Annotated in this window: 24 protein-coding genes and 1 tRNA gene; 16 read left to right on the top strand and 9 right to left on the bottom strand. The window is 67.7% G+C overall.

Annotation, left to right across the window (positions count from 1 at the left end):
- Positions 1-4 precede the first annotated feature (4 nt).
- A complete protein-coding gene (gene ligD, locus ASF87_RS00325; RefSeq protein ID WP_042536506.1) occupies positions 5-1,993 on the bottom strand; it encodes a non-homologous end-joining DNA ligase in 1,989 nt (662 codons plus the stop codon).
- 58 nt (positions 1,994-2,051) lie between these two features.
- Here ligD and ku point away from each other — a divergent pair, with 58 nt between their 5' ends.
- Positions 2,052-2,906: a non-homologous end joining protein Ku gene (gene ku / locus ASF87_RS00320; protein ID WP_056373356.1), complete on the top strand. Its 855-nt coding sequence runs from the start codon at positions 2,052-2,054 to the stop codon at positions 2,904-2,906.
- 32 nt (positions 2,907-2,938) lie between these two features.
- On the opposite strand, the gene ASF87_RS00315 is transcribed toward ku, so the two are convergent.
- Entirely contained in the window at positions 2,939-3,709 is a 771-nt protein-coding gene (locus ASF87_RS00315) for a DedA family protein (protein WP_042536508.1), read from the bottom strand.
- Between the two features lie 66 nt (positions 3,710-3,775).
- A tRNA-Leu gene (locus tag ASF87_RS00310) sits at positions 3,776-3,857 on the bottom strand.
- A 120-nt stretch (positions 3,858-3,977) separates the two neighbouring features.
- Here ASF87_RS00310 and ASF87_RS00305 point away from each other — a divergent pair.
- Genes ASF87_RS00305 through ASF87_RS00275 form a run of 7 tightly spaced genes read left to right on the top strand, consistent with a single transcriptional unit; the run spans position 3,978 to position 8,452 of the window.
- A complete protein-coding gene (locus tag ASF87_RS00305) occupies positions 3,978-5,177 on the top strand; it encodes a CpaF family protein (protein WP_235558828.1) in 1,200 nt (399 codons plus the stop codon).
- Complete coding sequence (locus tag ASF87_RS00300; RefSeq protein ID WP_056373355.1) at positions 5,174-6,031, top strand: type II secretion system F family protein; 858 nt, start codon at positions 5,174-5,176, stop codon at positions 6,029-6,031. Before ASF87_RS00305 ends, ASF87_RS00300 begins: the two co-directional genes overlap by 4 nt.
- Positions 6,028-6,966, top strand: a complete 939-nt coding sequence (locus ASF87_RS00295; RefSeq protein ID WP_056373353.1) for a type II secretion system F family protein — start codon at positions 6,028-6,030, stop codon at positions 6,964-6,966. Before ASF87_RS00300 ends, ASF87_RS00295 begins: the two co-directional genes overlap by 4 nt.
- 19 nt (positions 6,967-6,985) lie before the next feature.
- The gene (locus ASF87_RS00290) at positions 6,986-7,198 is read left to right on the top strand and encodes a hypothetical protein (RefSeq protein WP_056373351.1); all 213 of its coding nucleotides are present in this window, start codon (positions 6,986-6,988) and stop codon (positions 7,196-7,198) included.
- Between the two features lie 12 nt (positions 7,199-7,210).
- A complete protein-coding gene (locus ASF87_RS00285; RefSeq protein WP_056373349.1) occupies positions 7,211-7,621 on the top strand; it encodes a TadE/TadG family type IV pilus assembly protein in 411 nt (136 codons plus the stop codon).
- Entirely contained in the window at positions 7,611-8,045 is a 435-nt protein-coding gene (locus tag ASF87_RS00280; RefSeq protein WP_228385536.1) for a TadE family protein, read from the top strand. The genes ASF87_RS00285 and ASF87_RS00280 overlap by 11 nt, the downstream gene beginning before the upstream one ends.
- The gene (locus ASF87_RS00275; protein WP_056373344.1) at positions 8,042-8,452 is read left to right on the top strand and encodes a hypothetical protein; all 411 of its coding nucleotides are present in this window, start codon (positions 8,042-8,044) and stop codon (positions 8,450-8,452) included. Before ASF87_RS00280 ends, ASF87_RS00275 begins: the two co-directional genes overlap by 4 nt.
- A gap of 109 nt (positions 8,453-8,561) precedes the next feature.
- Here ASF87_RS00275 and ASF87_RS00270 read toward each other — a convergent pair whose 3' ends face one another.
- A complete protein-coding gene (locus ASF87_RS00270) occupies positions 8,562-9,116 on the bottom strand; it encodes an NUDIX hydrolase (protein ID WP_056373342.1) in 555 nt (184 codons plus the stop codon).
- Positions 9,113-10,345, bottom strand: coding sequence for an MFS transporter (locus ASF87_RS00265; protein ID WP_056373340.1), 1,233 nt, complete (start codon positions 10,343-10,345; stop codon positions 9,113-9,115). Before ASF87_RS00265 ends, ASF87_RS00270 begins: the two co-directional genes overlap by 4 nt.
- Before the next feature lie 108 nt (positions 10,346-10,453).
- Here ASF87_RS00265 and prfB point away from each other — a divergent pair, with 108 nt between their 5' ends.
- Entirely contained in the window at positions 10,454-11,563 is a 1,110-nt protein-coding gene (prfB, locus tag ASF87_RS00260; RefSeq protein WP_042536528.1) for a peptide chain release factor 2, read from the top strand.
- A 277-nt stretch (positions 11,564-11,840) separates the two neighbouring features.
- Here the strand turns inward: prfB and ASF87_RS17860 are convergent, their stop codons facing one another.
- Complete coding sequence (locus ASF87_RS17860) at positions 11,841-13,235, bottom strand: DUF2510 domain-containing protein (protein WP_056373338.1); 1,395 nt, start codon at positions 13,233-13,235, stop codon at positions 11,841-11,843.
- Positions 13,236-13,373: 138 nt separating this feature from the next.
- On the opposite strand from ASF87_RS17860, the gene ftsE reads away from it, so the two are divergent.
- The 3 genes from ftsE to smpB all read left to right on the top strand — a co-directional run bounded on the left by ftsE (position 13,374) and on the right by smpB (position 15,907).
- Entirely contained in the window at positions 13,374-14,435 is a 1,062-nt protein-coding gene (gene ftsE, locus ASF87_RS00250) for a cell division ATP-binding protein FtsE (RefSeq protein ID WP_042536529.1), read from the top strand.
- Positions 14,432-15,346 (top strand): permease-like cell division protein FtsX, encoded by a 915-nt coding sequence (gene ftsX / locus ASF87_RS00245; RefSeq protein WP_042536530.1) that lies wholly within the window; start codon positions 14,432-14,434, stop codon positions 15,344-15,346. Before ftsE ends, ftsX begins: the two co-directional genes overlap by 4 nt.
- An 84-nt stretch (positions 15,347-15,430) precedes the next feature.
- Positions 15,431-15,907, top strand: coding sequence for an SsrA-binding protein SmpB (gene smpB / locus ASF87_RS00240; RefSeq protein WP_042536531.1), 477 nt, complete (start codon positions 15,431-15,433; stop codon positions 15,905-15,907).
- On the opposite strand, the gene ASF87_RS00235 is transcribed toward smpB, so the two are convergent.
- Both ASF87_RS00235 and lexA read right to left on the bottom strand, forming a co-directional pair.
- The gene (locus ASF87_RS00235; RefSeq protein ID WP_056373337.1) at positions 15,908-17,767 is read right to left on the bottom strand and encodes a S9 family peptidase; all 1,860 of its coding nucleotides are present in this window, start codon (positions 17,765-17,767) and stop codon (positions 15,908-15,910) included.
- 109 nt (positions 17,768-17,876) lie between these two features.
- Positions 17,877-18,563 (bottom strand): transcriptional repressor LexA, encoded by a 687-nt coding sequence (lexA, locus tag ASF87_RS00230; protein WP_042536533.1) that lies wholly within the window; start codon positions 18,561-18,563, stop codon positions 17,877-17,879.
- Positions 18,564-18,844: 281 nt separating this feature from the next.
- On the opposite strand from lexA, the gene ASF87_RS00225 reads away from it, so the two are divergent.
- The 4 genes from ASF87_RS00225 (at position 18,845) to hisH (ending at position 21,642) form a co-directional block, all read left to right on the top strand.
- Positions 18,845-19,207 (top strand): LysM peptidoglycan-binding domain-containing protein, encoded by a 363-nt coding sequence (locus ASF87_RS00225; RefSeq protein ID WP_056373335.1) that lies wholly within the window; start codon positions 18,845-18,847, stop codon positions 19,205-19,207.
- Positions 19,208-19,298: 91 nt separating this feature from the next.
- The gene (locus tag ASF87_RS00220) at positions 19,299-20,393 is read left to right on the top strand and encodes a histidinol-phosphate transaminase (RefSeq protein ID WP_200933682.1); all 1,095 of its coding nucleotides are present in this window, start codon (positions 19,299-19,301) and stop codon (positions 20,391-20,393) included.
- Positions 20,390-21,007, top strand: coding sequence for an imidazoleglycerol-phosphate dehydratase HisB (gene hisB / locus ASF87_RS00215; RefSeq protein WP_056373330.1), 618 nt, complete (start codon positions 20,390-20,392; stop codon positions 21,005-21,007). Before ASF87_RS00220 ends, hisB begins: the two co-directional genes overlap by 4 nt.
- Positions 21,004-21,642 (top strand): imidazole glycerol phosphate synthase subunit HisH, encoded by a 639-nt coding sequence (hisH, locus tag ASF87_RS00210; protein WP_056373328.1) that lies wholly within the window; start codon positions 21,004-21,006, stop codon positions 21,640-21,642. Before hisB ends, hisH begins: the two co-directional genes overlap by 4 nt.
- A gap of 213 nt (positions 21,643-21,855) precedes the next feature.
- Here hisH and ASF87_RS00205 read toward each other — a convergent pair whose 3' ends face one another.
- Positions 21,856-22,779 (bottom strand): TauD/TfdA family dioxygenase, encoded by a 924-nt coding sequence (locus ASF87_RS00205; RefSeq protein WP_082508706.1) that lies wholly within the window; start codon positions 22,777-22,779, stop codon positions 21,856-21,858.
- Positions 22,780-22,788 lie beyond the last annotated feature (9 nt).

Raw genomic sequence — 22,788 nt, 5'->3', positions numbered from 1 at the left:
GGCGTCAGGCCTCGACGACGACCTCTGCGGGTGCCTTGTCGGGGCGCAGCCCTCGCCAACGCGAATGCCGGAGCACTCCGTCGGGAGTCCAGTTCGCGAACTCGACTTCGCCCACGAGCTCCGGCTCGACCCACAGAGCGTCCGAGGCATCGAGAGCCGGGACGCCGTCGAGCGGCGCCGACTCGACGCGCAGGGTCGCGAGGCGAGCGAGCAGGTCGCGCAGCATCCGGTCGGTGAAGCCCGTGCCCACGCGACCGACGTACCTCAGCCGACCTTCGTCGGGTACCGCGAGCAGCAGTGAGCCGAACGTCCCCTCGCGGTCGCCCTTGCCCGGACGGATGCCGACGATCACGACCTCCTGCATCCGCGTGTGCTTGAGCTTGAGCCACGAGGGTGAGCGCTGACCAGGACGATAGCGCGACGCCGGATCCTTGACGACGACACCTTCGAGGCCGAACTCGTCGCTCGCAGCGAGAGCCGCATCGAGGTCGTCGAACACGGGCGGCACCTGCACGGGCGCGTCGAGGTCGGAGATGACGTCCTCGAGCAGGGTGCGTCGCTGCGAGAGCGGCATCGAGCTGAGGTCGTGGCCGTCGAGCCGCAGCAGATCGAAGACCATGTAGACGATCGGGGTGCGCACGACCTCGCGCTCGATCTCGCGCGGTCGAGTCAGGTGCATGCGGTTCTGCAGCATCGAGAAGCTCGGCCTGCCGTGCGCGTCGAACGCCACGATCTCGCCGTCGATGATCGCGTCGGCCACCGGCAGGAAGGGCGCGCCGTCGGCCGTCAGCTCGGGGTACCGGGCTGTGATGTCTGTGCCGCTGCGGGCGTGCAGCAGCATCCGGCCGTCGGCCCAGGTGCCGATCGCGCGGATGCCGTCCCATTTGACCTCGACCCACGAGGGCGAGCTGAGGCCGCGCGCGATGGCCGGTGTGCCGTTCTCGGCGAGCATGGGGGAGACGGATGCAGGGGACCCTGGTGCGGACGCGCTCGCTGCCCCGGTGATTCGCGGTCGGTGACGCGGGAAAGCCGGTCGTGTGGCTGTCGTATCTGCGGGCACCTGCTCTGACTTCGCCTCGACCCGGCGCGGGCGCTCGGGGGGATGCTCGGTGCGAAGAGGTGCGAGTGGATCCAGCCCCGATTCCGCCCGCTCGAGCACGCTCGCGAAGTCGAGCTGCGCCAGATCGGGATCGTCGAGCTCCTCCCAGGTGCGAGGCGCTGCCACCCACGGCTGCGCTCGTCCTCGCAGGGAGTACGGCGAGATCGTGGTCTTCTTGCCGTTGTTCTGGCTCCAGTCGAGGAAGACCTTGCCCCCGCGTGCGGCCTTGGCCATGGTGCTCGTGGCGAGATCCGGATGCTCGGTCTCGATGAGCCGGGCGATCTCCTTGACGACCGACGAGATCTCGTCGCTGGTCTGCTGACCCGGCAGCGCCGCGTACAGGTGGATGCCCTTGCTGCCGCTCGTGACGGGCACCGGCACGAGACCGATGTCAGTCAGCAGGGCGCGGGCGATGCGGGCGACCTCGGCGCACTGCGCGAGCCCGACTCCGGGGCCAGGGTCGAGGTCGAGCACGAGACGATCGGGTGTGCCGGGCAGGCCATCCGTGTCGAAGCGCCACTGAGGAACATGGAGCTCGATCGCCGCGACCTGAGCGAGCCAGACCAGGGTCGGCACGTCCTCGACGAGGGGGTAGGCCTTGGGGCCGTCGGAGTGCTGGATCTCCTGTCGGGGTATCCAGCTCGGAGCGCCGGGTTCGAGCTGCTTCGTGAAGAACGCGTCGGCGGGAGCATCGGCGGTTCCGACTCCCTCGACCCAGCGCTTGCGGGTGACCGGGCGTCCGTCGAGCAGCGGCAGGATGTGGGGCGCGATCGCCGTGTAGTAGGCGATGATCTCGCCCTTCGTGGTGCCGGTCTCGGGGTAGACGACCTTGTCGAGGTTCGTGATGCGCAGTCGACGACCGTCGATCTGCACGTTCTGCGCCTCCGGAGCCATAGCGCCAGCGTAGTCAAGGTACTGGCCCCCATCGGGGCGGCTGGTGTTCACTGGGGGCATGAGAACGATCTGGAAGGGCGCGCTGACCTTCGGCCTCGTGAACGTGCCGGTCAAGGTGTATTCCGCGACTGAAGACCACGACGTGCCGCTGCATCAGGTGCACGAGAAGGACGGCGGACGCATCCGGTATCAGCGCACGTGCGAGGTGTGCGGCGAGACCGTGGCCTACGCCGACATCGATCGCGCCTACGTCGACGAGGGGCAGACGGTGGTTCTCACCAAGGAAGACCTGGCGGCGCTCCCGGCCGAGAAGAGCCGAGAGATCGACGTCGTCGAGTTCGTGCCCTCCGACCAGGTCGACCTGCTCACCCTCGACAAGCCGTATTACCTCGAGCCCGACTCGAAGTCGCCCAAGGCCTACGTGCTTCTGCGCAGGACGCTCGAGCAGACCGACCGCACCGCGATCGTGCGGTTCACGCTCCGTCAGAAGACCCGCCTCGCTGCGCTCCGCGTGCGGGGCAAGGTGCTGGTGCTGCAGACGCTGCTGTGGGCCGATGAGGTGCGCGAGGCGGCGTTCCCGGCTCTGGATGAGGATGTGCGGATCTCTAAGAAGGAACTCGAGCTCTCGGCTTCACTCGTCGACAGCTACTCGGCCGACTTCGACCCCGAGTCGTTCGTCGACGAGTATCAGAAGGAGCTGCGCACTCTGATCGACGCGAAGATCGAGGCGGGCGACACGTTCGACGTCTCGGAGACCTTCGGCGAGGCCGAGGACGACTCGAAGAGCGGCGAGGTCATCGACCTGATGGAGGCGCTGCGCGCCAGCGTCGCTCGCACGAAGGCCGCGCGCTCGGAGTCGTCAGATAAGAAGGAAAGCACCAAGAAGAGCCCGACCAAGAAGAAGGCGGGCTGAGTCCTCAGCCCGCCTCTCTCAGTCGTTCGGGATCAGTGCTTGCCGTCGCCGTCGAAGTCGGGAGCGCGGTCGAAGACCTCGGGGTCGAGCGCGAGCTCTTCGGCCTCGGCGGCGTCGGTCTCACCCTCGCCGGCCGCAGCCTCCTTCTTGGCCTTGTGGCGCTCCGAGAAGTAGTGCCAGACGGTGATCAGCGCGGTGCCACCGACGGCAGCGAGGAGGATCAGGTCGATGTAGCTCTCGACGAAGTGCGCGACCGGCGGGATGAACCCGATGGCGTAGCCGAACATCGTCAGACCGAAGCCCCAGAGGATGGCGCCGATCAGGTTGTACAGCGTGTAGCGGCGCCACGGCATGTGGCCCACACCGGCCGCGACCGGGGCGAAGGTGCGCACGATCGGCACGAAACGGGCGAGGATGACCGTGATGCCGCCGAAGCGCTCGAAGAAGGCGTTCGTCCGCTCGACGTTCTTCTTGCTGAAGAGCCCTGATTCCTTGCGTTCGAAGACCGCCGGCCCGCCCTTGTGGCCGATCAGATAGCCGACCTCGCCGCCGACGAACGCCGACAGGCCGATGAGCAGTGCGACGATCCACACGTTGATGCCGAAGACTCCGTGCTCCGAACCCGCGAGCGGGTGCGACAGCAGGCCCGAGATCACGAGCAGCGTGTCGCCCGGAAGCAGGAACCCGACCAGCAGGCCGGTCTCGGCGAAGACGATGAAGCACACCACGAGAAGCGCCCACGGCCCGGCCGATCCGATGATGGTGGCGGGGTCGAGCCAGGGGATGAGAGCGGCGTGATGCATGGATTTCCCGTCGTAGTGATGTGTGCGGCGGTACAGACACCTGTCGCGGGGAACACGACAGATCGGTGCGGAAGGTGGGACTTGAACCCACACGCCCTAGGGCACAGGAACCTAAATCCTGCGTGTCTGCCAATTCCACCACTCCCGCGCGGTGAGATAAGTCTACTGATCGGGGGATCCGTCGATGCTGGGGATCCGCCCGCAGCCCGAGCGCTGTCACTGTGGATAACTCCGACGGGCGGCGCTCGATCCTTGCGAGGATGCTCGGGTGATCCCGCCTCCCGTCCTCGTCGCCGAGCGCGTGCGGCAGCGACTCCGCTCTGAGGGCACGGATCCGACATCCGATCCCGCGGCGGCGCGCGCCATCGCGCTGGCGGAGGTCCGCAGGTTCAACGATCTGGCGCTCGCACGGGGCGCGGCGATGATCGACGACGAAGCCGCGTGCGTGCGCGACGTGCTCGCCTCGGTGAGCGGGTTCGGAGCGCTACAGCCCTTTCTCGACGACCCGGAGATCGAGGAGATCTGGCTCAACGGTCCCGAGAGCATCCACATCGCCCGCGGCGGAATCGCCGAACGCGTCGAGCTGCGTCTCACCGACGCGGCCCTGCGCGAGCTCGTCGAACGGATGCTGCAGTCGACCGGGCGCCGCGTCGACATCAGCCAGCCGTTCGTGGATGCGTCTCTTCCCGACGGATCCCGTCTGCATGTCGCGATCGCAGATGTCGTCCGCGGATCGTGGTCGGTCAACATCCGCAAGTTCCTGCCGCGCTTTCGCACCCTCGACGCGCTGGTCGAGAACGAGGCTCTGACCGCAGAGCTCGGCGACCTGCTGCGCGAGGCGATGCGTGCGGGTAAGAGTGTCGTCGTGTCGGGCGCCACCCATGCGGGCAAGACCACGTTCCTCGGTGCGCTGCTCGCCTCGTGCTCCGACCATCAGCGGATCATCACCGTCGAGGAGACATTCGAGCTCGCCGTGCAGGGGCCCGATGTCGTCTCCTTGCAGGGCCGTCAGGCGAGCCTCGAGGGAACGGGCGAGATCACGCTGCGCAGACTTGTGAAAGAGGCGCTGAGGATGCGGCCCGACCGCCTGGTGGTGGGCGAGGTCAGGGACGCGGAGGCGCTCGACCTCGTCCTCGCACTGAACACCGGTGTGCCAGGAGCAGCGACCGTGCACGCGAACTCCGCCGCCGAGGCGCTCGACAAGCTCACACTGCTGCCGCTCCTCGCCGGACGGAACTTCGACCGATCGTTCATCGTGCCTGCACTCGCGGGAGCCGTCGATCTGGTCGTGCACTGCGTACGCGGCGACGACGGGGTCCGACGGGTGGAGGAGGTCATCGCGCCCACCGGCGAGGTGATCGACGGTCGGATCGTCGCGAGAGAGGTTTACACCCGTGGCGGGCCCGCCGTCGCTGCCGGGACGGCATGGCGACGCGGCGAGCTGATGAGGGTCGGAGGCACCCCATGACGGTGCTGCTCGGAGCGATGCTCGCCGCCGGCGTGCTGTTGTGCACGTCGCCATGGCTGTGGCCTCCACGTCCGGAGGAAGAGAAGGTCAGACGCCGCGGCCATCTCTCTCGGTTGCTCGAAGAGGGTGGTCTCGCCGCCGTCAGCCCGCGCACACTTCTGTCGGTGATGGCGACGGTCGCGCTCGCCGCAGCGTCCCTCGTCTGGCTTCTCACGGCGATTCCCCTCCTGGCCGGGTTGGCAGGCGCGGCTGCAGCGGTGGCACCGATCGTGTTCGCACGATCGCGGCGGATGCGGCTGCGCAAACAGCGGCGACAACTCTGGCCCGACGTCTGCGATCTCCTGATTGCCTCCATCCGCGTGGGGCTGTCGCTGCCTGATGCCGTCGCGAGCCTGGCCGAGTCGTCGCCGTCGATGATCCGGCCCGCCTTCATCGTGTTCGCCAGGGATCTGCGCGCCACCGGTCGATTCGAGACGAGCCTCGATCGACTGAAGTCCGCGCTGGCCGATCCCATCGCCGACCGGATCATCGAGACGCTGCGCATGGCAAGACAGGTCGGGGGAACCGAGCTCACCGGCGTGCTGCGCGCGCTGTCGTCGTCGGTTCGCGCAGACGCTGTGCTGCGCGGCGAGGTCGAGGCCCGGCAGTCATGGATCCGCGGCGCGGCCGTGCTCGGCGCCGTGGCGCCCTGGGTGATCCTCTGTCTGCTCGTGCTGCGCCCCGAGGGTGCTGCCGCCTACGGCACCGCGGAGGGGATGCTGGTGATCTTCCTCGGTGCTGCCGTGTCGGTGACCGCGTACCGCATCATGATCCACATCGGTCGTCTGCCCGAGCCGGGGAGGTGGTTCGGGTGAACCCGGTCTCCGCGGTCGCGATCGCGATTCTCGGCGGCGTCGCGCTCGGGTCGGGCGTGCTCTGCCTCCTCGCCGCCATGCCGCACTGGTCAGCATCGCCCCTCTCACAGCGGATCGCCTCGTACGTGCGAGACGTGGTCTCTGATGACGACCTGCCTGACGGCGCACTCCCGCGAGTCGGAGTGCTCTCGGCGGGCGACCGGACGGTGTGGCTGCGATCGCGGGCGATCTTCGAGCGCCTTCTCGGCGGTGGAGAAACTCTGCGTCGCAGGATCGAGCAGGCCGGGCTCCCCCTGGAACAGGGCGCCTTCCGCGGGCGTCAGCTCGGCTGGGTGCTGGCAGGCGTCGTGACCGGCGCGATCGCCGTCATCGGCCTCGCCCTCGCGGGCCGCATGAGTCCGCCGATCGCGCTGCTGCCCGGCATTCTGGGAGCCGCCGGGGGATTCGGGTACGACATGCAGCTCACGGCGCGAGTCTCGTCTCGTCGAGCTCGACTGACCGACGAACTGCCGACGACCCTCGAGTTCCTCGCACTGTGTCTGTCGGCAGGGGAGGGGTTCCTCGACTCCCTGCGCCGGGTGGCCGCGGTCGGATCCGGAGAGCTCACCGGCGAGTTCCGCCGTGTGGTTCTCGCCGTGGGCACAGGTTCGCCGCTCGCCGACGCCCTCACCGAGATGGCCGTGCGGCTGCAGCTTCCAGGGCTCTCACGCGCCATCGACCAGGTGATCGCCGCTCTCGAGCACGGTGCCCCGCTCTCGGCCGTCCTGCACGCGCAGGCCGGCGACGCACGCGAGGATGCCAAGCGTGTCCTCATCGAACAGGCCGGACGCAAGGAGATCCTGATGCTCCTCCCGCTCGTGTTCCTGATCCTTCCGCTCTCCGTTCTCTTCGCCATCTATCCGGGCCTCTTCATTCTGCGTCTCGGCATCGGCTGAGCGATCAAGAAAGGACGACATGAACACTCCTCGACCTCACAGGGCGCGCTTCGCGACCTGCCTCTCTCATGCTCCCGCCAAGAATCTCCTCGACGACGAATCCGGAGACGTGCCTGGCTGGGTGCTGGTGACACTGATGACGGCAGGCCTCGTGGTGCTGATCTGGGCGGTGGCCGGACCTGCGCTCAGTGCGCTGTTCGAGCAGGCCATCCAGCGTGTGTCGGGACTCTGAGGGGCTATCTCGATGCCGGTCACATCATCACGGCCCTCTTTCACGGACGACCGCGGATCGAGCCCGGTCGAGTTCGTGCTCGCGGGAACGCTGCTCACCCTGCTCACCCTTGCCGTGATGCAACTCGCGCTCGCCGTCTACGTCCGCAACGTCGTGCACGACGCGGCGGTCGACGGGGCCTATCACGCCGCTCTGGCGGACACGAGCACAGAGCAGGGAGCCGAGCGTGCACGGGAGGTCATCACCCGCGCGGTCGGCGAAACCTACGCCGAGGATGTGACTGTCGTCCATTCGATGTCACTCGCTCAGCCGACGATCGAGGTTCGCATCCGCACCACACTTCCCGTGATCGGTCTCCTCGGTGTGCCGCTCGCACTGGAGGTGCAGGCGCATGCACCGGAGGAGTCGTTCGATGACGGATGACGACGGCTCGGCCGCCCTCGAGTTCATCGCCGTCGGCGTCATTCTGCTCGTGCCGCTCGTGTATCTGATCATCGCGCTGGGGGCTGTCCAGGAGCAGACGCTGGGTGTCGAGGCCGCCGCACGGCACACGGCACGGGCGATCGCCCTCGCGCCTGATGCCGGGACGGCAGCCATGCGGAGCGAGCAGGTGATCGCGAGCATCTCCGATCAGTACGGCCTCGATGCGGAATCCATCGAGGTGTCTGTGACCTGCGCACCCATCGAGGTGGCATGTCCGTCGGCGGGCGCGACCGTGACCGTGACGGTCGCGACGTCGGTGTCCCTGCCCCTCGTGCCGACGATCTTCGGAGTGGACGAGGCTGCATCGATCGATGTCGAGGGGGCGGCGGTGCAGAAGATGTCCCGTCTGTGGGGTGACGGGTGAAGCAGGCGGGCGACGACGGAAGCGTGCTGCTCCTGACCCTCGGCTATGCGCTGCTCGCAGTCGCCCTCATCTTCGTGAGCGTGTGCGCGACGGACCTGTACATCTCGCAGAAGAGACTCGATGCGATCGCCGACGCGGCAGCGCTCGCCGGAGCGGACGGATTCACCCTGGCGCTCGACGGCGAGGCTGCACACGCGGATCTCACCGATCAGGGCGTCAGAGATCAGGTCGAGGCGCTGCTCGCAGCACTCCCGGCGGCGGTGACTCTGGAATCGGCGTCGAGCCCCGACGGCCGCTCCTCGCGGGTGACCGTCGCCACCATGTGGAGTCCGCCGCTCGCGTCGCTGTTCGTTCCGGACGGAGTGCGACTGGAGGCGACGGCGACGAGCCGCACGGCTCTGCGTTGATCGGGACGGACCGGCCCGTCGCGACATCGGCCCTTCGCGACACCGGCCCATCGCGACACCGTTCCTTCACGACACCGCTCCTTCAGGACACCGGTCCTTCGCGAGGTCGTCAGTTCATCAGACGATCCCGCAGTCGACGCACCCGCCGTGGGAATCCATCCGGTACCTGCACGGGCAGCGCGTCGATCGGCCACCAGCGCACGTCCTCCGACTCGTCGCTCACGATCAGTGCCGTGTCATCTGAGACGACGACGGCGACCCCGATATCGAGGTGCGAGGCGCAGCGTCCGAAGGCCGAGGAGAGCGCGTGGTGGTCGAGGTCGTACACGAGAGGCTCGGCGAGGCCCGAGACGACCACTCCGGTCTCTTCACGCAGCTCACGGAGCGCGGCATCCGCAATCGACAGGTCGCCCGCCTCGAGATGTCCTCCAGGTTGCACCCAGAACTGCCCCTTGGCGTGGAACACGAGCAGGGTTCGAGTGAGTGTCGGATCGAAAACGAGCGCGGATGCCGTGGCGTGGCGTGGACCGTCGTCACGGGAGACGGGGCCGTGGTCGTCGGGAAAGAAGCTCGCGAAGTCGACCTGGGCAGCGCGCTCGCGCTCGGAGGACACCGCGGCGCCCAGAACCAGGAGACGCACATCGGCGCCGAGGCCACCGGTCATGAAGGCTCCTCTCTCGTGCGGGGCACGAACCGGGGGATCCAGCGGATGAACCCGCCCGCGCCGACCAGACCGATCACGCCCATGGCCGCCGCCGCGATCGGCAGGGACGCGATCGCGACGATCGCCGAGACCAGCAGGGGAGCGACGGCTCCTCCGGCATCCGTCAGCGTGCGCCACGAGCCGAGGAACGCGGCAGGCTCGCTCTTCGGGGCGACGTCGGCGCCCAGCGTCAGCAGAATGCCGCTCGAGAGCCCGTTGCCGACCCCGAGCACGGCGGCGAACATGCCGAACCACAGCACGGCCGCATCCAGATCATGTGTGAAGGAGAGCGCGAGGAATCCCGCTCCCATCAGCACCATCGCCGGCATCGCCGCCCAGAGCCGTCCGAAACGGTCCATCACCTGGCCGCTCGCATAGAACAGCGCGAAGTCGATCGCACCCGAGATTCCGACCACCAGCGCGATCGTCGAGGCGTCGAGGCCGAGCGACAACCCCCACAGCGGCAGCACGACCTGCCGTGCAGACCGTACGGCCGACAGCGACGCGGCGGCGAGTCCCAGTCGGCCGAGTACGCTGCGCTGCTGCCACATGGTGCGGAAGATGCCCGCGCGCGCTGCCGTGGGAATCGAACCTGTGACAGGCTCGCCCGAATCATCCGCAAGCGCAGCGGTGCGCACCGCAGTCGTCGGCGCGATCGTCTTCTCAGGATCCGGGCCGAACAGCACGAGCAGCACCATCACGACGAGGCAGCCCAGGAAGAACCAGATCGCTGCCGTCTCCGAACCGAACAGCTGCAGCAGACCCGCAGCGACGAACGGTCCGATGAAGATCCCGAGGCGGAAGCTGCCGCCGAGCAGCGAGAGGGCCCGCGCGCGGAAGGCGATCGGCACCCTCGTCGTCATGAAGGCATGACGTGCCAGACCGAAGGCGGCCGCGCAGAAGCCCAGGAGGAAGACGGACGCCGCGAGCACGCCGAGCGTGGGGGCGAAGACCATGCCCACGCCGGCACTGATCGCGATCACGCCCGCGATCACCATCGTGAAGCGTTCGCCGATGCGGCCCACTGCCCAGCCGGCGGGGAGGTTTCCGCAGAGCTGGCCGACCACGAGAGCGGAGGCCACGAGCGCGGCGAACGCGATGTCGGCGCCCATCCGCGCCGCGATCACCGGGATGAGCGGGATCACCGCGCCTTCGCCGAGCGAGAAGAGGACGGTCGGGAGGTACACCATCGGCCCGAACCGCCTCAGGACCGTGGATGCGCTGCTCACCCGTTTCACGCTACTCCCGTTCGAACGCCGTCCCCGCCCGCGCAGGCGGCACGTTAGGCTGGACGCGACATGCTCGAACTCGATCTCTCCGCCGACATCCAGGCCCTGCGACTCACCTACGGTGACATCCGCGAGGTCATCGATGTCGAGACCCTCCGCTCCGACATCGCGCGCCTCAGCGAGGAAGCCGGCGTGCCGGACCTCTGGGACGACCCCGAACGCGCCCAGAAGGTGACCAGCGCGCTGAGCCACCGGCAGTCGGCGCTCGCCAGGGTCGAGGGCATCGGTCGTCGACTCGACGACCTCGAAGTGCTGGTCGGGCTCGCGAACGAGATGGGCGATGAGGAATCCGCCGTCGAGGCTCGCGCCGAGCTCACCGCGCTCACCGAGATCATCAACCAGCTCGAGGTCCAGACGCTGATGGACGGCGAGTACGACGAGCGTTCCGCCATCGTCACGATCCGCTCGGGTGCCGGCGGCGACGATGCCACCGACTTCGCCGAGATGCTGATGCGCATGTACCTGCGCTGGGCCGAGCGTCACAAGTACCCCGTGAAGGTGCTCGACACCTCGTACGCCGAGGGGGCCGGCATCAAGTCGGCGACGTTCGAGATCGACGCGCCCTATGCGTTCGGCACGGTGTCCGTCGAGGCCGGAACGCACCGCCTCGCGCGCATCAGCCCGTTCGGCTCTGCCGACAAGCGTCAGACGTCGTTCGCCGCGGTCGAGGTCATCCCTCTCATGGAGGAGGCGACCGAGGTCGACATCCCCGAGAACGACATCCGTGTCGACGTCTTCCGTTCGTCGGGCCCTGGCGGACAGTCGGTCAACACCACCGACTCCGCGGTGCGCCTGACCCACCTGCCGACCGGCATCGTGGTGTCGATGCAGAACGAGAAGTCGCAGATCCAGAACCGCGCCGCGGCCATGCGAGTGCTGCAGACCCGACTCCTGCTCCTGCAGAAGGAGGAGGAGGCCGCGAAGAAGAAGGAACTCGCCGGCAACATCACGGCGAGCTGGGGCGATCAGATGCGCTCCTACTTCCTCTACGGCCAACAGCTCGTGAAGGACCTCCGCACCGGACACGAGTCGGGCAACCCGGCTGCCGTGTTCGACGGCGATCTCGACGGGTTCATCTCGGCCGGCATCCGCTGGCGCAAGCGCAAAGACGAGGACTGAGCGAAGGCTCACTCTCAGCGGGCGGCCTCTTCGAGGCGGCCCGCTTTTGTCGTCCCCCCTCGCGGTTCGTGTCCATGTCGGAGGCCGAACCCCGACGAGTGCGCGTGGCGACGGGCGGACATGGCCGGAGCTGAAGCGGGCCGGAGCCGAGATGGGCCCGTGCAGAAGTGGGCCGGGACGGAAGTGGGCCCGTGCCGGATGCCGAAGCATCGTGCACGGGCCCACCTGCGACGCGAACCGCCGGCGACCGCCGGACGGGTTCGCCTTGCGCTGTGTTCTAGCCGGCTGACGGGGTGACGGTGATGCGCGTGACCTCCTGCAGGACCTCGTCGGTGAAGATCACGTCGTAGGACTCGCTCTGCGCGACGTCGAAGGTGATCTTGCCGTCGACCGTGTCGCCGGGCTCGAGTTCTTCAGCCACGATCCCGTCGACGTAGTAGTCGTAGGTCCCTTCGACGCCTTCAGCGGTCTCGATGCCGAAGTTGAATGCGCTCAGGTAGCTCGTGCCCGAGACGCCGGTGAAGGTGACGTCGAGGATCACGTAACCGCCGTTGGTCGAGGGAATGCTCGAGCCGTCGCTCGTCGCCCACGTGGCCGAGTGGATCGTGACCTCGCTCGTGGCGGCCATCTGGTTGATCGGCACGGGGGAGCCCATCTCGCCCTCGACGACCTCGGGAGCTCCCGTGCCCTCTTCGTCGGTCCCGGGATCCTGTTCCGTTCCGGTGCCCGTGTCCGAATCGCTCGACGGCGGGGCCGTCGGCAGGTCGCGGACGGCCTCGGACACCGTCGCGAAGACGATGACGAAGAACATGACGACCGCGATGATCGCGCCGATCACCGACAGGATGAGGCCGGAGATGCCCGGCCACTTCTTGCCCTTGAGGAACAGCGAGATCAGCGAGACGATGAATCCGACGCCCAGCAAGAGCCATCCGAGCCAGAAGATCACGGGGATGCACGACAGGATGGTGCCGAGCGCTGCGAGCCCGAGCCCGACGAGGCCGAGGATCGAGGGCCCCGACGGAGCTGCCGGGGCCGTCGCTCCGTACGCGGGCGGGTAGCCCGTGGGAGCACCGTACTGCTGTCCTGCGGACGCATAGGGTGCGGCGCCGGGGTAGCTCGGCGCTGCGGCCCCCGGGTAGCCGGCGGTGACGGGGTACTCCTGGGGCTGCGCAGGAGCAGCGGCACCGGGGTACGAGGGCGCGCCCCCGCCATACGGCTGCACGGTGCCGTCGGCCGGCGCAGCGGCGCCCGGAGCGGTGAAGTCGGGTGCCTGCGCGCTGCCGGGTTCTTCAACGGGAGTCTCGGAGGCGGACCAGGAGGACTCGGACTCGGGAGCTGCGACCTCGTCCGCAGGCGCCTGCGCACCGGCATCGGAGTCGGAGGGTGCAGGGGCATTCCACGACTGGGTCTCGACCGCAGCGACGGATTCGATCGACGCGGCGGTCTCTGCGTCGGCCGCGGTCTCCGGGGAGCCTGCGGAGGAGGCGTCATGCGCGCTCTGGGCGGAACCGGAGTTCGTCGCCTCGTCGTCGGTCGAACCGGCGGTCGACGCATCCGCTGCGGGCTCCGTGGAGTCGACGATCGGAGCGAAGTGCTCGGTCCACTGGGTGCCGTCCCACCAGCGCTGGCGCCCGGATCCGTCGTCATACCAGCCTGCAGGCGTCGTCATGGTTCCCCCTCGGAGTATCGTCCACCCTGATGGCGTGGATCGCACCTCCATGTATAGCAGTGCGGTGTGACACGCAGGGGGCTCCCGCGGGGTGTCGCTCGCGAACAGATGAACGGGCGCGCTTAGGCTCGAACCGCCATGATTCGGTTCGAGAACGTCACGAAACGCTACCGCGGGACCTCACGGCCCGCTCTGTCCGATGTCGACTTCGAAGTGCAGCGAGGCGAGTTCGTCTTCCTCGTGGGCGCTTCAGGGTCGGGCAAGTCGTCCTGTCTGCGGCTGATCCTCCGAGAGGACGTGCCGACCACCGGTCGCGTCGCCGTGCTCGGACGCGACCTGCGTTCGCTGGCGAACCGCAAGGTGCCGTACTTCCGCCGCCACATCGGATCCGTGTTTCAGGACTTCCGACTGCTTCCGTCGAAGACCGTCTATCAGAACGTCGCCTTCACCCTGCAGGTGACGGGCTCGTCGCGCGGTTTCATCCAGCAGGCCGTCCCCGAGGCGCTCGCGCTGGTCGGGCTCGACGGCAAGCAGAAGAGAATGCCGCACGAGCTCTCCGGTGGAGAACAGCAGCGCGTCGCGATCGCTCGAGCGCTCGTCAACCGCCCCCAGGTGCTGCTCGCGGACGAGCCGACCGGAAACCTCGACCCGGCGACGTCGGTCGACATCATGCAGCTTCTCGCGAGGATCAACGCGGGCGGTACGACCGTGCTCATGGCGACGCACGAGGCGGGCTTCGTCGACCAGATGCAGCGCAGAGTGATCGAGCTCCGCGACGGCGAGATGGTGCGAGACGAAGTGCACGGCGGGTATGGCGACACATCCAACATCCCGCGCCTCGTCCCGGAGGAGGTGCGCGGTGCGGCAGCGGCAGCCGCCCTCACCGCGGTGCAGGAGGTGCAGCGCCAGACCGCCGACCTCTCGCTCGTCCGCGCTGCGCTCGCTGAGGAGCTCACCGCTCAGCGCAGGGCCGAGGGAGCATCCGCGGATGCCGTACCGACCGCATCCGAGACGCCGGAGGCGCAGGCCGCACCGATCGAGCCGCCCGTCGTCGAGGAGCAGCCCGTGGCCGTCCAGGCCCCTGTCGCGCCTCGGACGCATCCCATCGTGATGCCGCAGGTCGACGTCGCCGAGCTCGGCGTGGCCGATCGCCTCGGCCTGTCTGATGACGGTTCCGAAGAAGTGGGGCCGACGTCATGAGAATCGGACTCATCCTCACCGAGGCCCTCGGCGGCCTCCGACGGAACATCTCGATGGTCATCTCCGTCGTTCTCGTCACCTTCGTGTCGCTGACGTTCGTCGGCGCTGCGATCCTCATGCAGGCGCAGATCGGCACCATGCGCGGGTACTGGACCGAGCGGGCCCAGGTCGCCGTGTACATGTGCTCCGACATCTCCGAGCAGGACACCTGTGTCGACGGTGGTGCCTCGGAGGAGCAGGTGAACGCCGTGCGGGCCCAGCTCGAGGGCGAGGCGCTCGCCCCCCTCATCAGCGAGGTCACCTTCGACTCCAAGGAGGACACCTACGCCAAGCTCGTCGAGCAGCTCGGCGAGGACCAGGCGAGCGTCATCACCCCGGAGCAGGCGTTCGAGGTCTTCTTCGTCACCATGAAGGACCCCGGCCAGTCTCAGGTGATCTCCGAGGCGTTCAACGGCGTCGCCGGCGTCGAGCAGGTGCAGGACCAGTTGCAGTACCTCGAGCCGCTCTTCTCCGCGTTGACGGTCGCGACATACATCGCGGTGGGGATCGCCACGCTGATGCTGATCGCCGCCATCCTGCTGATCGGCACGACCATCAGACTCTCCGCCTACGCCAGGCGCAAGGAGATCGGGATCATGCGTCTGGTGGGTGCATCCAACCGCTTCATCCAGACGCCGTTCGTGCTGGAGGGCGTGTTCGCCGCGTTCCTCGGCTCGGCCCTCGCGAGCGCGGCGGTCGTCGCCGGGGTGCATTTCGGTGTCGACGGCTACCTTCGAGGACGCGTGCCGTTCATCACGACGTGGGTGTCGATGCAGGATGCCGTCGTCGTCGTCCCCGTGCTGATCGGGATCGGTGTCGTGCTGGCCGCGCTCTCGGCGGGCTTCGCGATCCGGCGCTGGCTTCGCACGTGAGCGGCTCGCCGGTATAGACTGACAGGCTGTCGTGCGCCCGACTCGGGCTCTGGAACACTGCGCGACACGGATCAGGAGAGAATCATGCCCAGGGAACGCGGGGAGAAGGTCATCGCGACCAATCGTCGCGCACGTCACGACTACAACATCGAGAAGTCGTACGAGGCGGGGATGGTGCTCACCGGCACCGAGGTCAAGTCGTTGCGTCAGGGACGCGCGAACCTCAGCGACGGGTATGCGTTCGTCAAGGGGAACGAGGTCTTCCTCGATTCCGTGCACATTCCGGAGTACTCGCAGGGGCACTGGACCAACCACTCCGCCAAGCGCGTCCGCAAGCTGCTGCTGCACCGCGAGGAGATCGCGAAGCTGCAGCATGCGGTGTCTGCCGGCGGCTACACGCTGATCCCGCTGAAGCTGTACTTCTCGGACGGTCGGGCCAAGGTCGAGATCGCCCTCGCCAAGGGCAAGAAGGAATACGACAAGCGTCAGACGCTGCGTGAGCGTCAGGACACCCGCGAGGCCGACCGCGCCATGCGCCTGCGCAACCGCGTCGGGGAGTGATCAGCGCGCGGGCGTGAAGCCGAACACGCGTCCGAGAAAGCCGAGCTCCCTCTCGAGTGCGTCGATGATGGTCTCGCTCGCACGGAAGCCGTGGCCCTCACCCGGGTAGAGCACGTACTCGTGCTCGACGCCTCGCTGCGCCAGAGCGTCGCGGATCGCTTCGGACTGCGACGGCGGCACGACACGGTCCTCCGCTCCCTGCATGAGCAGCACGGGCACGCCGATCCGATCGGCGTGCGTCAGGGGAGAACGATCGACGTAGAGCGCCTCGGCCTCGGGCAGCGGTCCCACCAGGCCCTCGACGTAGTGCGCCTCGAAGTCGTGCGAGTGCTCGGTCAGCATCCGCAGATCGGCCACGCCGTATCGGCTGATGCCCGCGGCGAACGTGCCGCCCCGCACCAGCGACGAGAGCACCGTCCAGCCGCCGGCCGAACCCCCTCGGATCGCGATGCGGTCGGGATCGGCGAGCCCGGCCTCGGCGAGGCCGCGCGCCGCGGCGATCACATCGTCGACGTCGACCACGCCCCATCCGCCGTCGAGTCGTTCTCGGTAGGCGCGCCCGTATCCCGTCGATCCGCCGTAGTTGACGTCGAGCACGCCGATGCCGCGGCTGGTCCAGAACGCGATGGCCGCGGACGAGGCGCCCGTCACATGGGCGGTCGGGCCGCCGTGCACGAGCACGAGGTAGGGCGGGAGCTCGTCGTCTGCGGCTGAAACCGACGGATTCACGGGCTCGTAGACGAAAGCATGGACAGGGCCGTGAGCGCCATCGACCAGGATCTCTGATGCTGCGGGCATCCACGTCGGGTCCGCCGGCGTCGCTCCCGCGACCACCTCTATGTCGCCGGAGTCGACGTCGACGCACCAGACACCTGGCGCGGTCGTCGAGCTGTTGCCGGAGAGGAGCACTCGGGTGCCTGCGACATCGTCGATGCTGACATGGCCGTCGGCGGCAACGGGGATGCGGTGGGCACCGCCGTCCCGCTCGATGACGTCCACCTCGTCGCGTCCGTTCGTGCGCACCGCCACGATGCGACCGTCGGCGAGCGGTCGATACCAGCGATTGCCGAGCACCCAGAGTCCGTATCCCGTGTCGGCGTCCGTGTCGTCGATCCGCTCTGCGGGACCGACCGCCTCGCGGCCGTCGACGCGCTGTCGGTGCAGCGCCCAGCGACCGGAGGGGTCATCCGAGTACAGGATCTCGCCGTCGTCCGTCCACTCCGGCTGGAGGGCGGCTCGCGTGGGCAGCTCCGTCCGGCCGGTGCCGTCGGAGAGCACCAGCGACGCGTCCTGCCACGGCATGCGTTCGCCCGACCATTCGACCCACGCGGCGCGAGTCCCGTCGGGAGACAGCGCAGGATGCGCGTAGAACGACTCTCCCTCCACGAGCACCTTCAGCAGCGTCGGATCGTCGGAGGCGGACCCGTCTGTCGGGATCTCGACGATGCCGCGCTGGTGCGGGTCGACCGAGAGGTCCTCCCGCACCGCGAACAGTCGCCCGTTCTGCAGGCGCAGGCCGCCATGTGCCGGCCCCGCGGGAGTCAGGGGCATCGGGGCGCCACCGCGGGGCATCCGATGCACACGCTGATCCTTGGCCTCGACGAAGAACAGTGTCCCCTCGGCATCCGCCGTCCACGCCCCTCCGCCGTACTCGTGCACGCGCGACCGTGCACTCCAGGGCGCGGGGAGGATCTCGGCGCCGCTGGAACTTCGTACCGTCAGGCGACCGCCCTCGGCAGGCACCGACTCGCCCCACCAGATGTCATCGCCGACGAAGGCGGCGCCGTCGATCCTCGGAGACGACGCGGCGATCCGGTCGGGAGTGAACGGAGAGGGCCAGGTACCGAACGGCGACGACATGGTTCGAGCCTATGGTGCACCGGCTCACGGCGTCACACAGGGTGGGTTTCGGGCCAGGCGACGAGGTCTCCGAGAATGCACGATTCCGGAGGCTCGTGTGCGGAGAGGGTCAGACGGAGCGGAGCACCGCGACGATCTTGCCGAGCACGACGGCCTCGTCGCCGAGGATCGGCTCGAAAGCGGAGTTCCGAGGCAGCAGCCACGTGTGGCCGTCTCGTCTCCGGAGTACCTTGACGGTGGCCTCGCCGTCGAGCATGGCGGCCACGATCTCACCGTTCTCTGCGCTGTTCTGCGAACGGACGACGACCCAGTCACCATCGCAGATCGCGGCGTCGATCATCGACTCGCCCGACACCTTGAGCATGAACAGGTCGCCCTTGCCGACGAGCTGACGGGGGAGCGGGAAGATCTCCTCGACCTGCTGGTCGGCGGTGATCGGAACGCCGGCGGCGATGCGCCCGACGAGGGGAACCAGTGCGGCGTCTCCGACGGGCGTCGCCACATCGGCAGGGTTCTCACCGCTCGCCCCGGGGAGGTCGATGAGCACCTCCATCGCGCGGGTCTTTCCCGGATCGCGGCGCAGATATCCGCTGAGCTCGAGCTGACCCAGCTGATGAGTCACGCTGGACAGCGACTTGAGTCCGACGGCGTCGCCGATCTCGCGCATGCTCGGCGGGTAGCCGTAGTGACTGATCGACGTCTGGATGACCTCGAGGATCGCCATCTGCTTCGGGCTCAGGCTCTTCCGGCGACGAGTGCGCGGGGCGTCGGCCTCGGGGGCGGAGTTGTCGCTCATGGTGCTCCTCAGGTGTGCGATCCGGCGTCTCAGTTCGAATGTCGGAGGCCCGTGATGGGGTGTTCCTATCGAAACCGTATCCGAGAAACGCGACGATGTGGAAGATCTGTTCGAGCGTGTCGGCCGATTCTCGCACTTCTGTTTCGAAGAACGCTTGACAGATGTTCGAATTCGAAGATAACTTCGGTACGTAGCTTCGCATCCCCGGCTCCCGGCCGAGGCGTGGATGCGAACGCTACGCCAACTTCACCGCCCACGCGGTAGATGCAGAGGAGCACGACATGAGCACCATCACCTTCAGCAGTGCAGCAGTCCTTCCGGCTCGTCCGGCGACGCGGCTCCGGCTGACGGCGCGTGGTCGACGCGTCGTGCTCGCCGTCGCCGCGGTGCCCCTCGCCGTCGGAATCGCCTTCGCGGCGATCAGCGGCGGCAGCGCGATGGCCTCGGGCGAGCAGGCGGCGACGGCGACGTTCGCGACCGTGACCGTGATGCCGGGCGACACCCTCTGGTCGATCGCAGAGGGCATCGCGCCCGAGGCCGATCCGCGCGACGTGATCGGCGACATCACACGGCTGAACCTGCTGCGCGGCGGGGAGCTGCAGATCGGTCAGGAGCTGGCGATTCCGGCGCAGTATTCGGAGTGAGCCCGACTTCCCCCGATTCGTGGAGCGAGGCGGGGGAGTTCCCCTTCATACTCGGTCCTCACGGGCGTTCATCGGGCGAACGCGGCCTACCATGGGAAGGGTGACTGCATCACTCGACGACCTGCCACTTCGCGACGACCTCCGGGGGCTCACGCCGTACGGAGCGCCTCAAGCGCCTCTCCCGATCGCACTGAACGTCAACGAGAACACGCATCCGGTTCCGGACGCCGTGGCCAGCGACATCCTCGATGACATCGCGGTCGCGCTCCGAGACGTCAACCGCTACCCGGATCGCGAGTTCACCACGCTGCGCGAGGGGTTCGCCGAGTACCTCGGCCACGGTCTCGAGGCGGATCAGATCTGGGCGGGCAACGGGTCGAATGAGGTCCTTCAGCACATCCTGCAGGCATTCGGGGGGCCGGGTCGTACGGCGTTCAGTTTCAGCCCGACCTACTCGATGTACCCGCTGATCTCGAAGGGGACCGGGGCGCGGTGGGTCGCCGGCGCCAGGCAGCCCGACTATACGATCACGCCCGAAGAGGCGGCAGCCCAGGTCAGGGATGTCGACCCCGATGTCATCCTCCTGTGCTCCCCGAACAACCCGACGGGCACACCGCTCGGTCTAGACGTGGTCGAAGCGGTCTACGAGGCATCGACCGGGATCGTGGTCGTCGACGAGGCGTACCAGGAGTTCGCGCCGCGCGAGGCGGCCTCCGCCCTGACACTGCTCGAAGGACGCCCTCGGCTCGCCGTGTCTCGCACCATGAGCAAGGCCTTCGCGTTCGCGGGTGCTCGCGTGGGCTACCTCGCCGCCGATCCCGCCTTCATCGACGCCCTGAGGCTCGTGCGTCTGCCGTACCACCTCAGCGCTCTCACTCAGGCGGCGGCGGTGGCCGCACTGCGCAACTCCGACGTGATGCTGGGCATGGTCGAGGAGATCGTCGAGCAGCGGGATCGCATCTCGGCGACGCTCGAGGCCCTCGGCTACACGCCGCACGAGTCGTGGTCGAACTTCGTCCTCTTCGGGGGCGTGGCAGAGCCTCAGAAGGTCTGGCAGCAGCTGTACGACCGGGGAGTGCTGATCCGCGACGTCGGGATCCCCGGACACCTCCGCGTCACCGCCGGCACCGAGGCGGAGACCACCGCGTTCCTCGATGCCCTCGCCTCGATAGGATCGGCTTCATGAGCACCCCCGCCCAGACCTCCCGCACCGCCACGCGTGTGCGCAGCACGTCGGAGTCCACCGTCGAGCTCGAGCTGAACCTCGACGGCACCGGTGCGAGCCGCATCGACACGTCGGTGCCGTTCTTCGACCACATGCTGACGGCGTTCGCGAAGCACTCTCTCACCGATCTCACCGTGCGCGCATCCGGAGACACGCAGATCGACGCCCACCACACCGTCGAAGACATCTCCATCGTGCTCGGTCAGGCGATCCGCGAGGCGCTCGGCGACAAGTCCGGGATCTCCCGCTACGGCGACGCGCTGGTCCCGCTCGACGAGGCGCTCGCCCAGGCCGTCGTCGACATCTCGGGGCGCCCGTACCTCGTTCACACGGGAGAGCCCGCCGGTTTCGAGCACCACCTCATCGGGGGGCACTTCACCGGGTCGCTGGTGCGCCACTCCTTCGAGGCGATCACGTTCAACGCCGGGCTGACGGTGCACGTGCGCGTCCTCGGTGGCCGTGACCCCCACCACATCGCTGAGGCCGAGTTCAAGGCGTTCGCTCGAGCATTCCGCCAGGCCAAAGCGCTCGACCCCCTGGTCGACGGCATCCCGTCGACGAAGGGTGCGCTGTGAGCTCGGCACCCAGGGTCGCCGTCTTCGACTACGAATCGGGCAACGTCCACTCGGCGGTGAAGGCTCTCGTCGCTGCGGGTGCGGACGCCGTGCTGACGCGCGATCGCAAAGAGGCGCTCGAGGCCGACGGTCTCGTGGTGCCCGGCGTCGGCGCGTTCCAAGCCGTCCGAGACGCGCTCTACGCGCACGGCGGCGACGAGATCATCGACCGTCGCCTCGCAGGCGGACGCCCCGTCCTCGGCATCTGCGTCGGGATGCAGGTTCTCTTCGCACACGGCGTCGAACGCGGGCATGATGCCGAGGGCCTCGGCGAGTGGCCCGGAGCGGTCACCGAACTCAACGCGCCCGTGCTTCCGCACATGGGGTGGAACACCGTCGAGCCGGGCGCCGATTCCGTGCTGTTCAAGGGCATCGAGAACGAGCGCTTCTACTTCGTGCACTCGTACGCCGCGCAGTCGTGGGAGCTCGATGTCATCCCGCCGTTCCCACAGCCCGTGCTCACCTGGTCGACCTACGGAGACCCGTTCCTCGCCGCCGTCGAGAACGGACCGCTCTCGGCGACGCAGTTCCACCCGGAGAAGTCGGGAGAGGCAGGAATCCAGCTGCTCCGCAACTGGGTCGACAGCCTGCGGTAGTTCATCTCGTGCCGAGGATCAGGTTTCATCGTTTGACATAAAACTACGTCCATGTGACGTCGCTGATCTCGAGCAGGGTAACCGCCCGTCATGTCGGCTAGAAACAGGACGGGCGGCGGCCCGAAATCCAGATCGACGCCGTCCAGAGGCCAGATCTTGCGGGCCAACCAGAAGGCTCCGAGTTCGTCTCGTCGAGATCCTCGCGGCCGTATCTCAGGACGAACTCTCGAGATCGACCCATACACGCCAGAGCATGCGCTTCTCATCAGGTAACGCGCTATCCTCGTAACGCTGGCGAGCGTGAAGCACGTGCCGGTTGTTGATGAAAATCATCTCGCCAGTTTCGAGTCTATGACTCGCGCCGATGCCGGGGGTGTTGAGCAGATCTTCGAAAGCGGCTAGAGCCTCAGCAGTGATCTCATCGTGTGGTTCGCCGTGTGCAAGTTCGCCTTGGTCCATCCAGTATCTGCTGTAGTTGATCCGGAAGTCATCTCCAGTTTGGACGACCGGCCGCAAATCGATGTGCTTTCGGTCCTGCCATCCACCTCCGACGTCGGGTCGAAGGAATGGAATCGGGTCGAGGAGTTTCTCCGCTAGGTCGGCTCGAGATGACGCAAGCGATTCGTAGACGTGTTTCCCACTGACAACGGACGAAGCGCCGCCGGTGCGAGCGGCGCGGCAGCACAGAAGCCCGATAACCTCTGGGGGACTAGGCGGGCGGCCGACGTCGACGTGATAGGCCATCTCAAGGTCTGCGCCGCGCGGGACTTCTTCGCCGACCGAGTACAAGCGGGCACCATCTTCGCTTTGCGCTCGCGGAGATCCAAGGAGTGCGCCGAGGCCCCAAAATAGGAGCCCGGCGTCATCGATGCCCCATTTCTGCAGGGGCCATGTACCGACCAAAGCAACTCCGGGGCCGTCTCGCAGTTGTTCGAGAATGCGATGAGCCAAGTCCTGCATTGTAGCGTCTGCGAAATCTTCCTTCGTCGCTGAGTCCAGCGTCACGCCACGCGATCGCAATGTATCCAGAAGTGAGTCCAACGCGGAGATCTCGCTGTCGGAGCAGCGTATCCGCCATCCGCTATCTGCGAGTTGTTCGGCATCCCAGGAACTTGGTGATTGGATGTGCCTTTTCATATGTATCCT

The sequence above is a fragment of the Microbacterium sp. Leaf161 genome, assembly GCF_001423645.1.
Lineage (GTDB): Bacteria > Actinomycetota > Actinomycetes > Actinomycetales > Microbacteriaceae > Microbacterium > Microbacterium forte.
This window is presented reverse-complemented; position numbering and strand designations above follow the sequence as displayed.

Excerpts from the sequence above, each read along its gene's own strand:
- ligD (WP_042536506.1), bottom strand. The coding sequence starts at position 1,993 with ATGGCTCCGGAGGCGCAGAACGTGCAGATCGACGGTCGTCGACTGCGC.
- ku (WP_056373356.1), top strand. The coding sequence starts at position 2,052 with ATGAGAACGATCTGGAAGGGCGCGCTGACCTTCGGCCTCGTGAACGTG.
- ASF87_RS00315 (WP_042536508.1), bottom strand. The coding sequence starts at position 3,709 with ATGCATCACGCCGCTCTCATCCCCTGGCTCGACCCCGCCACCATCATC.
- ASF87_RS00300 (WP_056373355.1), top strand. The coding sequence starts at position 5,174 with ATGACGGTGCTGCTCGGAGCGATGCTCGCCGCCGGCGTGCTGTTGTGC.
- ASF87_RS00290 (WP_056373351.1), top strand. The coding sequence starts at position 6,986 with ATGAACACTCCTCGACCTCACAGGGCGCGCTTCGCGACCTGCCTCTCT.
- ASF87_RS00285 (WP_056373349.1), top strand. The coding sequence starts at position 7,211 with ATGCCGGTCACATCATCACGGCCCTCTTTCACGGACGACCGCGGATCG.
- ASF87_RS00280 (WP_228385536.1), top strand. The coding sequence starts at position 7,611 with ATGACGGATGACGACGGCTCGGCCGCCCTCGAGTTCATCGCCGTCGGC.
- ASF87_RS00270 (WP_056373342.1), bottom strand. The coding sequence starts at position 9,116 with ATGACCGGTGGCCTCGGCGCCGATGTGCGTCTCCTGGTTCTGGGCGCC.
- ASF87_RS00265 (WP_056373340.1), bottom strand. The coding sequence starts at position 10,345 with ATGGTGTACCTCCCGACCGTCCTCTTCTCGCTCGGCGAAGGCGCGGTG.
- prfB (WP_042536528.1), top strand. The coding sequence starts at position 10,454 with ATGCTCGAACTCGATCTCTCCGCCGACATCCAGGCCCTGCGACTCACC.
- ASF87_RS17860 (WP_056373338.1), bottom strand. The coding sequence starts at position 13,235 with ATGACGACGCCTGCAGGCTGGTATGACGACGGATCCGGGCGCCAGCGC.
- ftsE (WP_042536529.1), top strand. The coding sequence starts at position 13,374 with ATGATTCGGTTCGAGAACGTCACGAAACGCTACCGCGGGACCTCACGG.
- ftsX (WP_042536530.1), top strand. The coding sequence starts at position 14,432 with ATGAGAATCGGACTCATCCTCACCGAGGCCCTCGGCGGCCTCCGACGG.
- smpB (WP_042536531.1), top strand. The coding sequence starts at position 15,431 with ATGCCCAGGGAACGCGGGGAGAAGGTCATCGCGACCAATCGTCGCGCA.
- ASF87_RS00235 (WP_056373337.1), bottom strand. The coding sequence starts at position 17,767 with ATGTCGTCGCCGTTCGGTACCTGGCCCTCTCCGTTCACTCCCGACCGG.
- lexA (WP_042536533.1), bottom strand. The coding sequence starts at position 18,563 with ATGAGCGACAACTCCGCCCCCGAGGCCGACGCCCCGCGCACTCGTCGC.
- ASF87_RS00225 (WP_056373335.1), top strand. The coding sequence starts at position 18,845 with ATGAGCACCATCACCTTCAGCAGTGCAGCAGTCCTTCCGGCTCGTCCG.
- ASF87_RS00220 (WP_200933682.1), top strand. The coding sequence starts at position 19,299 with ATGGGAAGGGTGACTGCATCACTCGACGACCTGCCACTTCGCGACGAC.
- hisB (WP_056373330.1), top strand. The coding sequence starts at position 20,390 with ATGAGCACCCCCGCCCAGACCTCCCGCACCGCCACGCGTGTGCGCAGC.
- ASF87_RS00205 (WP_082508706.1), bottom strand. The coding sequence starts at position 22,779 with ATGAAAAGGCACATCCAATCACCAAGTTCCTGGGATGCCGAACAACTC.